At 70.6% G+C, this 16,739-nt stretch carries 11 protein-coding genes; 3 read left to right on the top strand and 8 right to left on the bottom strand.

Annotated elements, in window-relative coordinates:
• Position 1: 1 nt before the first annotated feature.
• The 5 genes from NV348_RS19805 to NV348_RS19785 form a co-directional block, all read right to left on the bottom strand.
• On the bottom strand, positions 2-994 hold the full coding sequence (locus tag NV348_RS19805; protein ID WP_447148233.1) for an Rpn family recombination-promoting nuclease/putative transposase: 993 nt from the start codon (positions 992-994) through the stop codon (positions 2-4).
• 57 nt (positions 995-1,051) lie between these two features.
• The gene (locus NV348_RS19800; RefSeq protein WP_447148232.1) at positions 1,052-2,140 is read right to left on the bottom strand and encodes a 3-deoxy-7-phosphoheptulonate synthase; all 1,089 of its coding nucleotides are present in this window, start codon (positions 2,138-2,140) and stop codon (positions 1,052-1,054) included.
• Positions 2,141-2,459: 319 nt separating this feature from the next.
• Positions 2,460-2,930, bottom strand: a complete 471-nt coding sequence (locus NV348_RS19795) for a carboxymuconolactone decarboxylase family protein (protein ID WP_447148231.1) — start codon at positions 2,928-2,930, stop codon at positions 2,460-2,462.
• Positions 2,931-3,024: 94 nt separating this feature from the next.
• Positions 3,025-3,888 carry an oxidoreductase gene (locus NV348_RS19790; RefSeq protein ID WP_447148230.1) on the bottom strand — a complete coding sequence of 288 codons (864 nt, stop codon included), beginning with the start codon at positions 3,886-3,888 and terminating at the stop codon, positions 3,025-3,027.
• A 75-nt stretch (positions 3,889-3,963) separates the two neighbouring features.
• Positions 3,964-7,644, bottom strand: a complete 3,681-nt coding sequence (locus NV348_RS19785; protein WP_447148229.1) for a non-ribosomal peptide synthetase — start codon at positions 7,642-7,644, stop codon at positions 3,964-3,966.
• A gap of 160 nt (positions 7,645-7,804) precedes the next feature.
• Here NV348_RS19785 and NV348_RS19780 point away from each other — a divergent pair, with 160 nt between their 5' ends.
• Positions 7,805-9,424: a (2,3-dihydroxybenzoyl)adenylate synthase gene (locus NV348_RS19780; protein ID WP_447148228.1), complete on the top strand. Its 1,620-nt coding sequence runs from the start codon at positions 7,805-7,807 to the stop codon at positions 9,422-9,424.
• Between the two features lie 173 nt (positions 9,425-9,597).
• Here the strand turns inward: NV348_RS19780 and NV348_RS19775 are convergent, their stop codons facing one another.
• Positions 9,598-10,854 carry a salicylate synthase gene (locus NV348_RS19775; RefSeq protein WP_447148227.1) on the bottom strand — a complete coding sequence of 419 codons (1,257 nt, stop codon included), beginning with the start codon at positions 10,852-10,854 and terminating at the stop codon, positions 9,598-9,600.
• 224 nt (positions 10,855-11,078) lie between these two features.
• Here NV348_RS19775 and NV348_RS19770 point away from each other — a divergent pair, with 224 nt between their 5' ends.
• Both NV348_RS19770 and NV348_RS19765 read left to right on the top strand, forming a co-directional pair.
• Positions 11,079-13,508, top strand: a complete 2,430-nt coding sequence (locus tag NV348_RS19770; RefSeq protein ID WP_447148226.1) for a glycerol-3-phosphate 1-O-acyltransferase — start codon at positions 11,079-11,081, stop codon at positions 13,506-13,508.
• A complete protein-coding gene (locus NV348_RS19765) occupies positions 13,508-14,926 on the top strand; it encodes an HAD-IB family hydrolase (RefSeq protein WP_447148225.1) in 1,419 nt (472 codons plus the stop codon). Before NV348_RS19770 ends, NV348_RS19765 begins: the two co-directional genes overlap by 1 nt.
• Positions 14,927-14,960: 34 nt before the next feature.
• Here the strand turns inward: NV348_RS19765 and NV348_RS19760 are convergent, their stop codons facing one another.
• Positions 14,961-16,166 carry a Dyp-type peroxidase gene (locus tag NV348_RS19760; RefSeq protein ID WP_447148224.1) on the bottom strand — a complete coding sequence of 402 codons (1,206 nt, stop codon included), beginning with the start codon at positions 16,164-16,166 and terminating at the stop codon, positions 14,961-14,963.
• A complete protein-coding gene (locus tag NV348_RS19755; protein WP_447148223.1) occupies positions 16,159-16,725 on the bottom strand; it encodes a copper chaperone PCu(A)C in 567 nt (188 codons plus the stop codon). Before NV348_RS19755 ends, NV348_RS19760 begins: the two co-directional genes overlap by 8 nt.
• Positions 16,726-16,739 lie beyond the last annotated feature (14 nt).

Raw genomic sequence — 16,739 nt, 5'->3', positions numbered from 1 at the left:
ATCAGCTGAGTGTTTCCTCGATCGAGTCAGCGGTCAGTATCTGCCCGGCCCACCGATTCAGATCCTCAGGATCGGCAGCACGAATGGTTTCGACAACAGAAGCTGGCACAACCCCGAACTTGAGCCGAAGCTGATTCAGAAGCGTCTTGACCACGCCCCGAACCTCACCTTCGGCACGCCCACGCAACTCCCCCTCGGCACGAAGCCGATCAGCAGCAGTCACGAGCGCCTCCTTCGCTTCCGGTCCGAGCCCATCGAACAGCGGCGTCAACGCCTGCTCTTCGGTCTCACCGACCAGCATAATGTAGCGAACCAGCAGATTCAGTACCCGAAAGGCGTCCACACCATCGGCCACCTCGGCCAGGTCCCCGGCCCATTCGGCGAGTGCGCGATCCAGTCCGGAGTTGTTCGGGGCAGCCTTCATCACATTCAGCATCAGCCGCACCTCCGGCATCAGCGGACGCTCGGCCAGTTCTGCCGAACCGACGGCCGTGATGTCGTCGAGCATGAACCGGAATCGCGGCAGATAGTCACCCACCACGTCGGCAACGCCTGGCGGTAGCTCGAAGAGGTCGGCGAATTGCGTCGAGTGACACCACCGGGCACCCTGTGAGCCGATGTGCACAACCAGCGGAATGATGACGGGCAACCGTCGCGGCCGCGGCTTGGTCTTGCGCAGGTGGCGAGCCCAGATCTGCGTCAGGTACTCGAGCATCCGGAACGGCATCAGCTCGTCGCTGCTGCTCTGATGCTCCATCGCCACGTAGATGAGCGCCGCACCGTCGCGGCTGTCGACCTCGAACAGTAAGTCACCGAACCGAACCCGCATCTCCTCGGTGACGTAGTCGGCGGGCCCCTTGCGCAGCGTCGACCAATCCAGCCAGGCCGATAGGCGTTCGGGCAGCACCGACCGCAACTCGGAAGCCGCGTAGGTCGGCTCGCCCATGATGCCGCGGAACAAGCTGTCGTGTGGGTTGTCTCGGCGCCCGGTCACCGGTGGCGGAAAGCACTGTGGCCCCGGATTTCTCCGGGGCCACAGCACGACAAACGCTCAGCCGCGACGGGATTCGACGGCGGCGGCGAGGCGGTCGAGCTGGGCCGCGGTGACGTCCCAGTCGAGGCACGCGTCGGTGATGGACTGGCCGTAGGTGAGCTCGTCGGCCTTGCCGAGGGTCAGGTCCTGGCGGCCCGCGACGAGGAACGACTCCAGCATCACGCCGACCACGCCCTGCTCACCGGCGGCGAGCCGCTCGGCGATATCGGTGACGACGTCGACCTGGCGGTTGTGGTCCTTGTTGCTGTTGCCGTGGCTGGCGTCGACGACCACGCGCTGGGCCAGCGAGGACTTCTCCAGCCGCAGCTTGGTCTCGGCGACGGAGGCGGCGTCGTAGTTGGTGCCGTTGCTGCCACCGCGCAGGATGACGTGGCAGTCCGGGTTGCCGGTGGTGCGGATCAGCGCGGAGCGGCCGTCGAGGTCGGTGCCGGGGAAGACGTGACTGGCCGCGGCGGCGCGCACACCGTCGACGGCCACCTGCACGTCACCGTCGGTGCCGTTCTTGATGCCGACCGGCATGGACAGCGCCGAGGACAGCTGCCGGTGCACCTGGCTGGCGGCGGTGCGGGCACCGATCGCGCCGTAGGAGACCAGGTCGGCGATGTACTGCGGGGTGATCGGGTCGAGGAACTCACAGGCGACCGGCAGACCGAGCGCGGTGATGTCGACGAGCACCTTGCGGCCGATGCCGAGACCGGTGTTGACATCGAACGAGCCGTCCAGGTGCGGATCGTTGATCAGACCCTTCCAGCCCAGCGTGGTGCGCGGCTTCTCGAAGTACACCCGCATCACCACGTGCAGCCGGTCGTCCAGCTCGGCGGACTTGGCGGCCAGCTTGCGGGCGTAGTCCAGCGCGGCGGCCGGGTCGTGCACCGAGCACGGGCCGACGATCACCATGAGGCGGTCGTCGTCGCCGTTGAGCACGTCGACGGTGGCCTTGCGGCCCGCGCGCACAGTGTCGGCGAGCTCGTCGGTGATGGGGTGGACGGTGCGGACCTCGGCGGGCGAGCGCAGGGGGCTCACGCTCAGGGTGCGCTGATCATCGAGATCGGAATGCCGCGAGTCGACATCGGCTGCGGTGGTCATGTGTGGGTTTCCTATTCTTCGAGGCCGACCCACGGACTTTCGCGAACCCGTCGAGCCGGTCAGTGTCCGGCTCGGGGTGGAAGAGGTCAGCGCGCAGGGTCGCAGACCGGCCCACCCAGGGCCGGCTCGCTAAACCAGAAATATGCGCGCTGCATGCCGTGGACTGTACCACCGGTGAAACGTCAGCGGCCGGGGCATGGTTGCCCGAAGTGCGGACCATCACATCGCCGCGCCCGCGATTCGGCGGGCCGGCACCGGTTCGCGCAGCCCGCCTGAGCGGGACGTCGCCACCAGAGGGGCTGCGCGGGCGGCGGTTCGCTCAGCCCCACTGACCGGGAACGTAGTCGCCCGCTGGGGTGCGGGCGATGGCGTTCATCCGGTTCCAGGCGTTGATCATCGCGATGGCGGCGATCAAGGCGGCGGTCTGGTCGTCGTCGAAGTGCTTGCGCACCTGGTCCCAGGTGTCGTCGGAGACGTGGCCCCCGTCGGCGACGCGGGTCGCCTCCTCGGTCAGCGCCAGGGCGGCCCGCTCGGCCTCGGTGAACACGGTGGCCTCGTGCCAGGCGGCCACCAGGTTCAGCCGCGTCGCGGATTCGCCCGCGTGCACGGCGTCCTTGAAGTGCATGTCGGTGCAGTAGCTACAGCCGTTGATCTGCGAGGCCCGCAGCTTCACCAGCTCGTAGGTCACCTTGTCCAGGGTCGAGTCGTCGATCACCTTGCTCGCCATGGTCAGTCGCTTGGCGAAGCTGGCGGCGACGGGGTTACCGAAGAGGTTGAAGCGCGGTTCCATGATGGCTCCTTCGTCGTTCTGTTGGTTCTACAGAGAGGACGACGGAGCCACCCCGCGGTGTGACATCACCGAAGGTGATGCCGGTCACCACATCTCAGATCAGGCCGCAGAGCTTCTCGGAGAGCTCCCACAGCTCGGCCGCGACCGCGCGGTCCTTCGACGCGGCGGTGCTGCCGCAGCGGGCCGGGTAGCCGCGCAGGCCGAGCAGTCCGTCGGGGCCGTAGAAGGCGCCGGGCACGACGTCCGCGGTGGCGGCGAACAGGGTCGGCAGGGCGCCCTGCTCGGCGCTCTGCGCCAGAGTGCGGCTACCCAGCCACATCACCGCGTCCTGGACGGACTCGGTGTGGGTCATGAGTTCGGTGGCGGCGTAGCCGGGGTGCGCGGCGACCGAGACCACCGCGGCGCCCTCACCGGCCAGCCGGCGCTGCAATTCGTAGGCGAACATCAGATTGGCCAGCTTGGACTGACCGTAGGCCAGCCAGCGGTCGTAGCGGCGGCGCTCCCAGTTGGGGTCGTCCAGATCGATCCGGCCGATGCGGTGCGCGCCGCTGGACACCGTGACCACGCGGTCGGTGACCCGGTCGAGCAGCAGGTTGGTGAGCGCGAAGTGGCCGAGGTGGTTGGTGCCGAACTGCATCTCGAAGCCGTCGGCGGTGCGGCGCAGCGGCAGCGCCATCACACCCGCGTTGTTGATCAGCACGTCGACCCGCTCGATCGAGTCCGCGAACGCGCGCACCGAGTTCAGGTTCGCCAGGTCGAGCTGGCGGACCTCGGTCTCACCCGGCATGCTCGCCGCGACCCGCTCCGCCTTGCCCGTATCTCGACAGGCCAGGATCACCTGGGCGCCCGCGGCGGCGAGCGCCCGCGCGGTAGCGGCGCCTAAGCCGCTGTTGGCTCCGGTGACGACGATGGTGCGGCCGGTCTGGTCGGGCAGGTTCGCGGTAGTCCACTTACTCACCGGCAAAGTCTACTGCGACCTGCGAAAAGCGCGAATCGACAAGAGCCGGTGCGTGGTTCGCACCGGCCGTGGTCATCAGGACTGCGCGAGGATCTCCTCGTCGGTCATCGCGGCGACCTCGAGGTACATCGTGGCGACCGCGTCGAGCCTGCCGGTGGCGCCCGCGTCGGCCTCGCGCTCGAGCATGCGGGCGGCCAGCCCGGCGATGCTGCGCGCGGTGAACAGGTCGGCGACTACGGTGTCGGGCGCGTCGAGCCACTCGCGGACGCGGGCGACGGCGGTGGTGGCCAGCACCGAGTCGCCGCCGAGGGCGAAGAAGTCGTCGGTGACGCCGATCCGCTCGGTCGCGAGCACCTCGCCGATCACCGACGCGAGCGCGCGCTCCAGATCGGTACGCGGCGCTACGAACTCGACCGTGGTCTCGCTCTTCTCCAGCACCGCGCGCACTGCCTTGCGGTCCGGCTTGGCGTTCGAGGTGAGCGGGAGTTCGGCGAGCAGTTCGAGCCGGGTCGGCACCATGTAGGCGGGCACCAGCTCGGCGGTCGCGGCCAGCACGGCGTCGATATCGAGCGCGGTGTCCGGGGTCGCGACAATCGCGGCGACCAGCTTCGGCGCCGCGGCGCCGACCACGGCCGCGACCGCGTGCCGGATGCCGGGAACCGCGCGCAGGGCGCTCTCCACCTCGCCGAGCTCCACCCGGTAGCCCCGGATCTTGACCTGGTGATCGGCGCGACCGAGGAATTCCAGGCCGCCGTCGGGCAGGTAGCGGGCCAGGTCGCCGGTGCGGTACCAGCGCACACCCTCGTGGGTGACGAACCGGTCGGCGGTGCGTTCCGGATCGGCGCGGTATCCGGCGGCGACGCCGTCGCCCCCGATCCACAGCTCACCGGTGACCCAGTCTGGGCAGTCGTTGCCCGCCGGACCGACGACGCGGCACCGCACATTGCGCAGCGGAGTGCCGTAGGGGACCGCGCTCCACTCGGCGGGCACCCGCGCGTCGACGACCTCGCAGATGGTCGAGTGGATCGCGGTCTCGGTGGCGCCGCCGAGACCGGCGAACCGGCACTGCGGCGCGACCGCGGCCAGGCGCGCGGGCAGGGCCACGTCGACCCAGTCGCCGCCGAGGATCACCGTGCGCAGCGACGGCAGCGCCTCGCCCGCCGCGGCGGTGAGCAGCATGTCGAGCAGGCTCGGCACACAGTTGAGCATCGAGACCCGGTGGCGGCGAACGAGTTCTACCCACGTGGCCGGGTCGGCGCGCTGGGTGTCGTCGACGGCGACGACCGCGCCGCCGACGGCGAGCAGGCCGAAGATGTCGTAGACGGACAGGTCGAACTCCAGCGCCGACAGGGCGAGTGCCCGATCGCCGGCGCCGAGGCCGAAGCGCTCGTTGAGGTCGTCGATGGTGTTCATCGCGGCACGATGCGGCACCTCGACACCCTTGGGCTTGCCGGTGGAGCCGGAGGTGAACAGCACGTAGGCGATGTTCTCCGGATCACCGAAGACGGGGCGCGCCAGCGGTTCCGCGTGCCGGCGGGCCTCGGCCAGGTCGATCGCGCGCGCGTCCGGGATCCGCGCGCCACCGACGGTGAGCACCGCGACCACGTCGGCGGTGCGCAGGATCTCCGCGCGCCGGGGGGCGGGCTGGTCGAAGCCGATCGGCACGTACACCGCGCCCGCCGCGAGCACACCGAGCACCGCGACGAGCTGATCCGGCCCCTTCGGCAGCTGCACCGCGACCGAATCACCCGGCGCCACACCGGCTTCGCGCAGCGCACCGGCGACGGCCAGCGCGTCGGCGGCCAGGGCGCCGTAGGTCAGCTGACCGGCGGGCTCCCAGAGCACCGCGGGCGCGGACGGGTTGGTGGCCGCGTTGGCGAAGAAGCCCGTATGCAGCAGCCCCCCGCTGACCGGACCGGCCGTGGCATTGACGCGGGCCCGAGTCGCGGCCTGTTCCACGGGAATTCGCACACCGGCCTCGGCCTGCCACCCGGCACCGCCGACCGCGACGGCAGACCGGCCCCGGCCACCCGGGTCGGCCGCCACCGACGCCGTCGTGTCCGCCACGGGCTCGGCACCACCGGCGACCGGCTCGATGCCGCCGGGCGCCGCACCGGTCATCAGCTCGCCGCCACCTGCCGACGCGGCGCTCACCGGCGCGCCGGCAGGCGCGGAGGTCTGCCCGCCGAGCCGCTCGATCGCATCGATGTAGCGGGCGAACATGGTCTCGACCATGCCCGCGGGGAAGGCGGATTCGCGGATGTCCCAGTTGAGCAGCAGGCCGCCGCGGACCTCGGTGATCTGCGCGTCCAGCAGCACCTGCGGGCCCTGCGAGATGATCCAGACCGGCTCGCCGAAGGTGTCGGTGACGGTGTCGGCGAACAGCTCGCCCAGGTTCAGCGCGCTGGTGTAGACGATGGGGGCGAGCACCGGTTCACCACGGTGACGGCCCAGGTCACGCAGGACCTCGAGCCCCGAGTAGGCCGAGTGCGCGCCCGCCTCGTGCAGCCGCTGCTGCAGGGCGCGGGCCCGGTCGGCGACAGTGGCGGGCTCGGTGACGTCGACCTCGAGCAGCACCGAGGAGGTGAAGTCGCCGACGACGCCGTCGACCTGCGGGTGCACCGGTTCACGGTGGAACAGCGGCAGATTCAGCAGGAACCGGCGCTGCGCCGACCAGCCGCCGATGGTCTCGGCGAACACCGAGGCCAGCGCCATCGCGGGGGTGATGCCGCGCGCGTGAGCGGCGTCGAACACCTGGGCCTTGGCCTGCGGGGACAGCCAGCGGTGCAGGCGGACGGTCCGGCTGGGGTCCGAGAGGTGCTGGGACTGGGGCAGTTCCGGTGAGCCGGGCAGCTCGGACAGGCGGTCGCGCCACCAGGCCCGGTCGCGGGCGTGCTCGTCGCCGGTGCCCGCCGGGTGCTCGGCCAGGTACTGCCGGAAGGTGTAGTCCTGCGGCGGCAGCTGTTCGCCGTGGTAGAGCCGGGCCAGGTCGGTGACGAGGATGCGGTAGCTCATCGCGTCGGCGGCGAGCATGTCGACATCGAGGTGCAGGCGGGTACGGCCGTCGGCCAGGCGGGTCAGCGCGATATCGATCACCTGACCGTCCTGCACCGCCATCCGCTGATGAGTGCGCGCGGTCCGCAGTTCCGCGAGCCGCCGCTCGGCGTCCTCGGCGGAGGATTCGCGCAGGTCGGTAACGCTGCACACGGCGCGACCGGGGCGCTCGAGGGTCTGCTGGGTGCCGTCGGGCAGGAACCGGGTGCGCAGCATGGGATGCCGCGCCAGCAGCTGCTCGACGGCCCGCTCCAGCCGTTCGGGGTCGACATCGGTGCCGTCGAATTCGACGTAGAGGTGGGCGGCGACGCCGCCGAGTTCCTGGGCGTCGGACCGGCCGATCCAGTACGCGTGCTGCATGGGGGCCAGCGCGAACGGGGTGCCGTCGTCGGGCACGATCACGGATTCGCTTGCGGGCGAACCGAAGCCCGGAGCCGCCGCCGCGAGCTCGTCGGGGTCGGCGCCGTTGAGTAAGGCGTACCAGGCGTCGACCGTCGGATGGGCTGCCAGCAGCGCGAAGTTCACCGCGATGCCCCGCTTGCGCCAGCCGCCGGCGAGCTTCATGGTGCGGATCGAGTCCAGGCCGAGCTGGATGAGGTCGGTGGCGTCGGCGACGTCGGAGGGCGCGAGCTCGAGGTGGCGGGCGATCGCGGCACGGATCTCGGCGCGGTCGATCACGACGCCTGCGGGTGCTGTGTCCATCTGCCGGTTCACTCCTTGCTCGCCGTCCGAGGCCGGACGGATTCGGTACTGCTCGGCGGCAGCCTACTCCATTGAGATAGGGTTGCCTAACCTATGCAAGGGTAGCCTGCCATGCGGGCGCCGAACCACCGGATCACCGGCCAGAGCAGCGAGGCAGCACGTGACGTCGACATCAGCCGCAGCAGACCACCGCGAGGGCTACGTCCCCTTCCCCGAGGCCGCCGCACAGCAGTACCGCGCCGACGGCTACTGGACCGGGCGCACCCTCGGCGACCTCCTGCGCAATTCCGCCCGCACCCAGCCGGACCGGCCCGCGATCCTGGCCGACGCGGGCGTGCTCACCTACGCCGACCTCGACGCCGCCGCCGACCGGATGGCGCACGGCCTGCTCGCGCTCGGCATCAATCCCGGCGACCGGGTGGTCGTGCAGCTGCCGAACATCCCCGAGTTCACCACCGCCCTGTTCGGCCTGCTGCGGGCCGGCATCATCCCGGTGCTGACGCTGCCCGCGCATCGTCGCGCCGAGATCGAGCACCTGGCCGCGCTCTCCGGCGCCGTGGCCTACCTGATCCCCGACACCCTGGGCGATTTCGACTACCGCGAGCTCGCCGCCACGGTGCGCCAGGCGGTCCCGAGCCTGCGCCACATCCTCGTCGCCGGCGACCCGGGCGCGTTCACCGCACTGGATTCGATTGCGGCCGAAGGTGCTTCGCTGCCCCCGGTCGACCCGTCCGAGATCGCGCTGATGCTGGTCTCCGGCGGCACCACCGGCCTGCCCAAGCTGATCGCCCGCACCCACGACGACTACGTCTACAACGCCACCGCCAGCGCGCGGGTCTGCGAACTCACCGCCGACGACGTCTACCTGGCGACACTGCCCGCCGCGCACAACTTCCCGCTGGCCTGCCCCGGCATCCTCGGCGTCGTCGCCACCGGCGGCGCGATCGCCTTCACCCTCGACCCGAGCCCGGAGGCGGCCTTCGCCGCGATCGAGAAGCACGGCGTCACCGTCACCGCCGTGGTGCCGCCGCTGGCCCAATTGTGGAGCGCCGCGGTCGAATGGGAGGACGCCGATCTGAGCTCGCTGCGGCTGTTGCAGGTCGGCGGCGCGCGTCTGGCCGAGGTCAACGCCCGCGACGTGGAACCGGCGCTGCGCTGCCGGCTCCAGCAGGTGTTCGGCATGGCCGAGGGCCTGCTCAACTACACCCGCCTCGATGATGACGACGAGCTGGTCTACACCACCCAGGGCCGCCCGCTCTCGCCCGCCGACGAACTGCGCGTCGTCGACGCCGACGGCAACGACGTCGCGCCCGGCGAGGAGGGCGAACTGCTCACCCGCGGCCCGTACACGCTGCGCGGGTACTACCGCGCGCCCGAACACAACGCGCGCGCCTTCACCCCCGACGGCTACTACCGCAGCGGTGACCTGGTGCGGCAGCTGCCCAGCGGGCACCTGGTGGTCAGCGGGCGGATCAAGGACGTGATCAACCGCGGCGGCGAGAACATCTCCTGCGACGAGCTCGAGGAGCACCTGCTCGCCCATCCCGCCGTCCGGCACGCGGCGGCGGTCGGCCTGCCCGACGCCTCGCTCGGCGAGAAGGCATGCGTGGTCCTCGTCGTCACCGGCGAGCTGCCCAGCCTCGGCGAGATCAAGACCTTCCTCACCGAGCGCGGACTGGCCACCTACAAGCTGCCCGACCTGGTGCGCCAAGCGGATTCACTGCCGATCACCGCCGTCGGCAAGATCGACAAGAAAGCCCTACGCGCCGATTTCGCCTGAACCCGCGCACCGATCTCGCATGAACCCGCGCACTGATCTCGCGTGAACATGGGTAACTCACCGGGTACGCCCGGCCCGGGCCGACGGCCACAACCGTCGGCCCGACGCCCAAATCCCGCGCACCCAACGACCGGCAGAATTCGCGGAGAGGCGGACGAGAGAGGCGGACGAGCTCAAGCCTTGACTACGTAGGGCGCGACGCTGCCGAGCTTCTCGCAGGTCTCCTCGAACTCGCGCTCCGGCCGCGACTGCCCGACGATGCCCGCACCGGCACGCAGCCAGGCGCCCTCGCCGGTCTGGTAGATCGCCCGCAGCACCAGGGTCGCCTCGAGCGCGCCCGTCGGTGAGACGCACACCACCGCACCGGAGTACAGGCCGCGCGGGTCGTGGTCGTTGCGGAAGACGGAGTCGACGCCCTCGCGCTTGGGGATGCCGGAAGCTGTCACCGAGGGGAACAGCACCTCGAGCGCGTCCCAGCTGGTCCGGTCGGCGGCGAGGGTCCCGCGCACGGTCGAGGCCAGGTGCTGCACGCTGCCGCGCTCGCGCACCGCCATGAAGTCGGAGACGGCGGGCGTGCCGGGCGCGGCCACCTCGGTGATCTCGGCGAACGAGGTCTGCACCGAGATCGCGTGCTCCACGATCTCCTTCGGGTCGGCGAGCAGTTCGGCGCGGGCCGCGTCGTCGGCCTCGACGCCGAGCCCGAAGGCGCGGGTGCCCGCCAGCGGCTCGGTGGTGACGATGCGATCGTCGTCGACCGAGGCCACCAGCTCCGGGCTGAAACCGGCCGCTTCCAGCCCGCCGAGGCGCAGCAGGAACGAGCGGGCCGGGGTGTTGGCGGCCCGGCCGAGGCGATATGTGCCGGGCACGTCGACCGCGAAGGGCAGCGCGACCTTCCGCGACAGGATGACCTTCTGGTAGCTGCCGGAACGGATCTCGGCCACAGCGTCGGCGACGCGGCGCTGGTAGTCGGTCGGGTCGGGCCGCACGTCGACCGGGTGCGCGACCGGCAGGTCGGTCCCCTGCGACGCGGCGATCAGTTCGTGGATATCGCAGGCCTCACCCGGGGTGGCGCCGCTGATCCGCACACCGGAGGCGTCGATGCGCACCTCGATCCGCGGAATCATCAGGTGCGCCAACGGGGTCCGCTGGTTCAGATAGCGGGTGGCCGCCAGCGCGTACGCGCAGAACTCGAACCCGATCCAGCCGAAGGCGTTGCGGCCGTCGAGCGGCAGCTCGGCCAGCGCGGCGTCGACGACCTGCGCGGGACTGCCCGTCCAGGCGCGCGCGGTGGTCTTGCCGCCCCACATTGTGCGTAGCTCGCCGGCGTCGAGTTCCACGCTGCCGAGCGGATCAGCGGCGAACACCCACTCTCCCGGCTGCTCGTACATCACGTACTCACCGAAACGGTCCGCCGCTGCCAGACGGGACATCGCTGCCGCTGGATCGGTCACATACTCCACCCGTACGGGCTGCTCCGTCGACGACAACGATCCTCCAAGGTAATGCTGACCTAACTTCTTCGGGTTAGGTTAGCATTACCTCGTCAATTGGCCAGCCCAGCATTGGGTAACTTATGCCACCCCGACCGGGCCCACGCAACGCGCTGTAGTCGAAGTTCGGTGCGCCGAGGCGGAACTGCCGCTTGAATGGAGGGATGATCGACATCGGTGGGCGGCGCGGCCCGCGAACGGGATCCGGGGCCGACTCGGTGGTCGCCCTGGTCGACGCGGCCTCCGGCGTCGAACGCGAACTCATCGGCAACTGGATCGCCGAGGGCGGACTGGCCCGCGACATCGGCTCCGAAGCCCCGGTGACGCAGCTCGACCTCGACGCCAAGGCGATCACCAAACGCCTGGTCGGCAGGCACGACGACCCGCTCGTCGTCCCGGTCCGGGTGCTGTGGCTACCGCCCGAGCGCGACGGCGTCCGGCGGGTCACCTTCGCCGACCTCGCCCTGCTCACCAACCCGCGCAAGCCCAATCGGCTGGTCCAGCGCAGGCTGCTGCGCACCGAACCCGACCGGCACCGGGTGCTCGTCGGCGCGCCGGCCCGGCTCAGCGAACTGCGCACCAACAATCCCGAGGCCGCCGCCCTGCTGCGCGCGGGCTCGGCCGACCCGTTCGCGCGGTCGGTGGTGCGCGCGGCGGTGGTGGCGCTGGAGCGAGCCGAGCGCACCGTCATCGGCGACCGCTACAAGGTGCCGCAGCTGGTGGCCGAGGAGATCCTCGACTCCCCCGAATTCCAGCGCAAACTCGACTACATCGCCGAGGAGATCGGCTCCGAGCCCGACCAGGTGTACCGCAACGCGGAGAAGGCGCTGCGCGAACTCGTCGCCGCGCAGAGCCGATTGGTCTCCGACCTGTTCACCCAGGCCATGCGCCCGGTGCACGCCTCGACCTGGAAGGTCGACACCGACCTGCACGGCCTGGACGCGCTGCGCAAGCTCAACCGCAAGTTCCCGCTGGTGTTCCTGCCCTCACACCGGTCCTATGTCGACGCGTTCGTCCTCGGTGACGTGCTGGCGCGCAACGACTTCCCGCCCAATCACGTGATCGGCGGCGCGAACCTGAACTTCTGGCCGATGGGCCCGATCGCCCGGCGCACCGGAACGGTGTTCATCCGCCGCAGTTTCGGCGACGACGAGGTGTACAAGGCCGTCGTCGAGGAGTACTTCGCCTATCTGCTGGCCAAGCGCTTCAACATGGAGTGGTACTTCGAAGGCGGGCGCACCCGCACCGGCAAGCTGCGGCCGCCCCGCTACGGCCTGCTCAATTACCTCGCCGCCGCCGTGCGTTCACGCCGCGTCGAGGACGTGCTGCTGGTGCCGGTGTCGATCACCTACGAGCGGCTCAACGAGCTGGGCGCGATCGCGAGCGAGCAGTCCGGCGGCAAGAAGAAGCCGGAGGGCATCGGCTGGCTCGCCAGATACGTGCGCAGCCAGCAGCATTCGGCCGGGCGCGTGTATGTGCGGTTCGGCGAGCCGCTCTCAGCCCGGGAACGGCTCGGCGCGCACGGTGATCCGCTCGACCAGCGGCCGATGACCATCCCGCTGCGCGACACCGAGACCGGCGCGACCAGTGTCCCCGACGAGTCGGCGCTGGGCGAGACCGAGCGCAAAGCGGTGCAGCGGTTGGCTTTCGATGTCGCCGTCGGAATCAACGCGGTCACTCCGATCACGGTGAACGCGCTGGTCACCCTGGCCCTGCTCGGCGTGCACGAGCGCGCGTTGACCCTCGGTCAGGTCCGCACCGTGGTCGACCCGGTGCTCGGCTATATCGCCCAGCGCGGCCTGCCCAGCGGCGAGTTGTCCACCCTGCGAGACGAACAGGGCCTGCGGGTGGTGCTCGAACAGCTCGCGCTGGCGGGCGTGGTCACCGTGTATCGCGGTGGGCTGGAACCGGTCTACGCGATCGAACCGGGCGCGCATCTGGAGGCCGCGTTCTATCGCAACAGCGCGGTGCACTGGTTCGTCAACCGCGCCATCCTGGAGCTGGCCGCGCTCACCGCCGTCGAGGAACCGGGCGACGACCCGCTGCGCTCGGCGTGGCAGGCCGCCTTCGCGCTGCGCGACATGCTCAAGTTCGAGTTCTTCTTCCCCGAGCGCCAGGAGTTCGCCGAGCAGATCATCGACGAGGTCCGTCTGATCGTGCCGGAATGGGACGAGAACACCCCCGACGACCGGCTGGATCGCCAATTCCTCAGCGCGCTCACCGATTCCGGCTTCGTGATGGCCCATCGCGTGCTGCGCTCGTTCTTCGACGCGCAGCTCGTGGTGGCCGAACGACTGGCCGCGCGCGCCGCCGACGCGACCATCGATCGCAAGGAGTTCATCGACGAGTGCGTCGCCGTCGGCAAACAGATGCTGTTGCAGCAGCGGCTGCACAGCCCCGAATCGGTGTCGACCGAGTTGTTCACCAGCGCCTGGAAACTGGCCGCCAATCACGGGCTCATCGGCCCGGCCGCAGCAGGCACGGAGGACGACTTGACCGCGCGCAGACTGGAATTCGCCGAGCGACTGCGCGATATCGGCGATCGCATCGCCCGCGCGGCCAGCCTCGACCCGTCGAACCGGACCACGATCTGATGGGCACGCTCGCCGAGTCCGTCGCCGCGATCAGGTCGGGCCCGCAGGGACCTGGCGTCGCCGCCGTGTTCGATTTCGGCGGCACCGTCGTCGACGGGCTGCCCCGCCGTGGTCTGGCGAGCCGGGTGCTGCGCCGTGGTGACGTGCGCCGGGCCGCGCTGCTCGGTGGCATCCGGCGCGGCGGTAGCGACGGTGACTTCGGGCGGTTCCTGCAAGCCGTCGAACGGACCTGGGCCGGGATGTCGGAGGCCGAGCTGGAAGAGCTGGGCCGCAGCGCTTTTCGCCGGGAAATCTACGGACGGCTGTTCCCGGAAGCATGGCAGCTCGTGCGCGCGCATCAGCTGGCCGGGCACACCGTGGTGCTGGTCAGCGAGCTCACCCGCTTCCAGGTGCAGCCTGCCGCCGAGCGGCTCGGCATCGACCACGTGCTGTGCACGCAGCTGGCGGTGCGCGACGGGATCGTGACCGGACAGCCGGACGGCGCACCGCTGTGGCGGGTCGAAAAGGCCGAGGCAGTGGCCGAATTCGCCGCTGCCGCCGAGGTGGAGATCGGCTACGCGTACGCCGACAGCATCACCGACCTGACCCTGCTCGATCTGGCCGACATCCCGACCGTCGTCGACCCGGACCCCGAACTCGGCGAGCTCGCCACCGAACGCGGCTGGCCCGCACTGACGTTCCGCCCCCGGCTGGCCCCGCGACCCATCGACTACCTGCGCACCATCGCCGGATTCGCCGCGCTCCTCGGCGGCGCGCTGGTCGGCGTGCTGCGCAAGACCTACACCCGCAAGCGCCAGTCGATGGCCGACGGGCTGATGCACGACGGCACCACCGCGACCCTCGCGGCGATCGATGTGCGGCTGCGGGTCGTCGGCGCCGAGCACGCCCGCGCGCCGCGCCCCGCGGTGTTCCTGTTCAACCATCAGAGCCAGTTCGACGTGATCATCGTGCCCAGAGTGCTCGATGGCGCGGTGACCGGCATCGGCAAGAAAGAACTCGCCAACCATCCCCTGTTCGGCCCGCTCATGCGGTTCGTCGGCGTCACCTTCATCGATCGCGCGAACACCGAGCGCGCCAAAGCCGCGCTCGCGCCGGTGGTCTCGACCCTGCGGGACGGTCTGTCCATCGCCGTCGCACCCGAGGGCACCCGGTCCTATACCCCGGGTGTCGGCCCGTTCAAGAAGGGCGCCTTCCACATCGCCATCCAAGCGGGCGTCCCGGTGATCCCCGTGGTGATCCGCAATGCCGGCGAGATCGCCTGGCGCGATTCACCGATCGCCCGTTCGGGCGTCGTCGATGTCGCGGTGCTGCCGCCGATCGACGTCTCCGGCTGGGACCCCGCCGACATGGACGACGAGGTCGAAGGCGTGCGGAGGCTGTTCGAGGACACTCTGCTGAACTGGCCGCAGGCCGGCTGAGTCCGGCCGGGTGGGTGCCCGGCCGGACTCGGTCTCACGCCTCGAACAGTTGCTGGCCGAGGTAGTGCCCCGGGCCGGGGACACCGGGTGGGATCGCGAAGACCGCCGAGCCGACCGGTGTCGTCCATTGGTTGAGCGCGTCGAACTCCGCCAGTCGCGCCTGGACCGGAAGGTACTGGGCGGCGATATCGCGCTGGTAGGCGACGAAGAGCAGGCCCGAGTTCGACATGTGCCCTGGAACGGGGGCCTCGTCGTAGTTGTACCCGCGGCGCAGGAACCGTTCCCCATTGTGGGTGCGCCTGGCCCTGGCGACGTGCGACGACGGCGGGATGACCGGGATGCCGTTGCGGTCGACGGCGGCCAGGTCCGGCTCGTCGTGTTCCGCGGTGCCGGTCAGTGGCGCGCCGTCGGCCACCCGGCGCCCGACCGTCAGTTCCCGGCCGTCGGTGTCGAGTTCGTCCCAGGTGTCGAGGTCCATGGCGATGCGGCGCAGCACCAGGGAGGTGCCGCCCGCCAGCCACGGCACCGACGTGCCGTCGTCCCACACCAGCCGATCGAAGTCGACCGTGCGCGGGGCGATGTTGACGGTGCCGTCGACCTGGCCCATGAGGTTGCGCATGGTCTGGCCGCGCGGCGCGTCCCGGAAGCCGCGCTGTACCCAGCGCACCGTTACCAGCGACTTCACGTGCTTGGAGAGCACCCGCACCGCGTGCGCGACCGTCGTCGCCTCTTCGGCGCAGATCTGGAGCACCAGGTCGGCGCCGGTGTAGGCGGGCTCGAGCCGGTCGATGGTGTACGGCGGCAGCTGCCGCAGCCAGCTCGGCCGACGCGCGGTCAGGCCGATGGCGGTGAACAGCTCGGGGCCGAAACCGACCGTGACCGTCAGGCGCGCGGGGCGGACCGCGAGTTCGGGTTCGGTGTCGGCGAGCGCGGGCAGGCCCTGGGTGAGCCGGGACGCGTCGTCGGTCCAGATCCGGAGCAGGCCGATCACGTCCTCGCGGCCGACGCCCGGCGCCAGATCGAAACCGGCGAAGGCGACGTGGCCGGGTGGCGTCGTCTCGATGCCCGCCTGGTGCGTGCCGTAGAACGGGACGACCTCGAGCGCGTCGTCTCGTTCGGGTTCTTGCCGTGCGAGACCGGCCGCGCCCCAGCCGATTCCGGCCGCGCCGACCACGCCCGCCGCCGCCGCTCCCCCGCCGAGCAACCGTCGGCGGGAGAGCTTGGGATACGGATCAGCCACCGTGCGAGGAGTTCTCGGTGCCCGGCGCGTAGTTCTCCTTACCACCGGCGAAGTCGCGGACCTGCGCGGTGACGACGGTGCTCGAGCCGTCGGCGAAGGTGAGGGTCAGCGAGGTTTCCGAGCCGGTGCGCAGCGGCTGCTTCAGGTCCATGAACATCAGGTGCTCGGCGCCGGGCTTCAAGGTCACCTCGCCGTGCGCGGGGATGGTGATGCCACCGGCCTTGGGGCGCATGGTCTTGGCGCCGGTGCTGTCGGGGACCACCTCGTGGATCTCGACCCGATCCGAGGCGGGGCTGGTCGCGGCGACCAGGGTCACCGGCGCGTCTCCGGTGTTCCGCAGATTGCCGAAGGCGGCGGACATGCCGGAGTCGGCGGCCTTGATCCACTGATCGCTCATGGTGATCCGGTCACCGGCCGCGGCCGCGGCCGGTGCGGTGGGCGCGGGCTCGGCATCCGAGCAGGCGGTGGCGAAGACGGCGAGGACGGACAGCGCGGTCGCGGCGCCGAGTCGGCGGGCGGCGCGGGGCGAACGCAGGGTGGTACGCGAAATTGCGGACACGGAATATCTCCGAT

This window comes from Nocardia fodinahabitans (genome assembly GCF_052983615.1).
This window is presented reverse-complemented; position numbering and strand designations above follow the sequence as displayed.

Coding starts and splice junctions, on each gene's coding strand:
- NV348_RS19770 (WP_447148226.1), top strand. CDS start 11,079: ATGATCGACATCGGTGGGCGGCGCGGCCCGCGAACGGGATCCGGGGCC.
- NV348_RS19785 (WP_447148229.1), bottom strand. CDS start 7,644: ATGGACACAGCACCCGCAGGCGTCGTGATCGACCGCGCCGAGATCCGT.
- NV348_RS19800 (WP_447148232.1), bottom strand. CDS start 2,140: ATGACCACCGCAGCCGATGTCGACTCGCGGCATTCCGATCTCGATGAT.
- NV348_RS19765 (WP_447148225.1), top strand. CDS start 13,508: ATGGGCACGCTCGCCGAGTCCGTCGCCGCGATCAGGTCGGGCCCGCAG.
- NV348_RS19775 (WP_447148227.1), bottom strand. CDS start 10,854: ATGTCCCGTCTGGCAGCGGCGGACCGTTTCGGTGAGTACGTGATGTAC.
- NV348_RS19795 (WP_447148231.1), bottom strand. CDS start 2,930: ATGGAACCGCGCTTCAACCTCTTCGGTAACCCCGTCGCCGCCAGCTTC.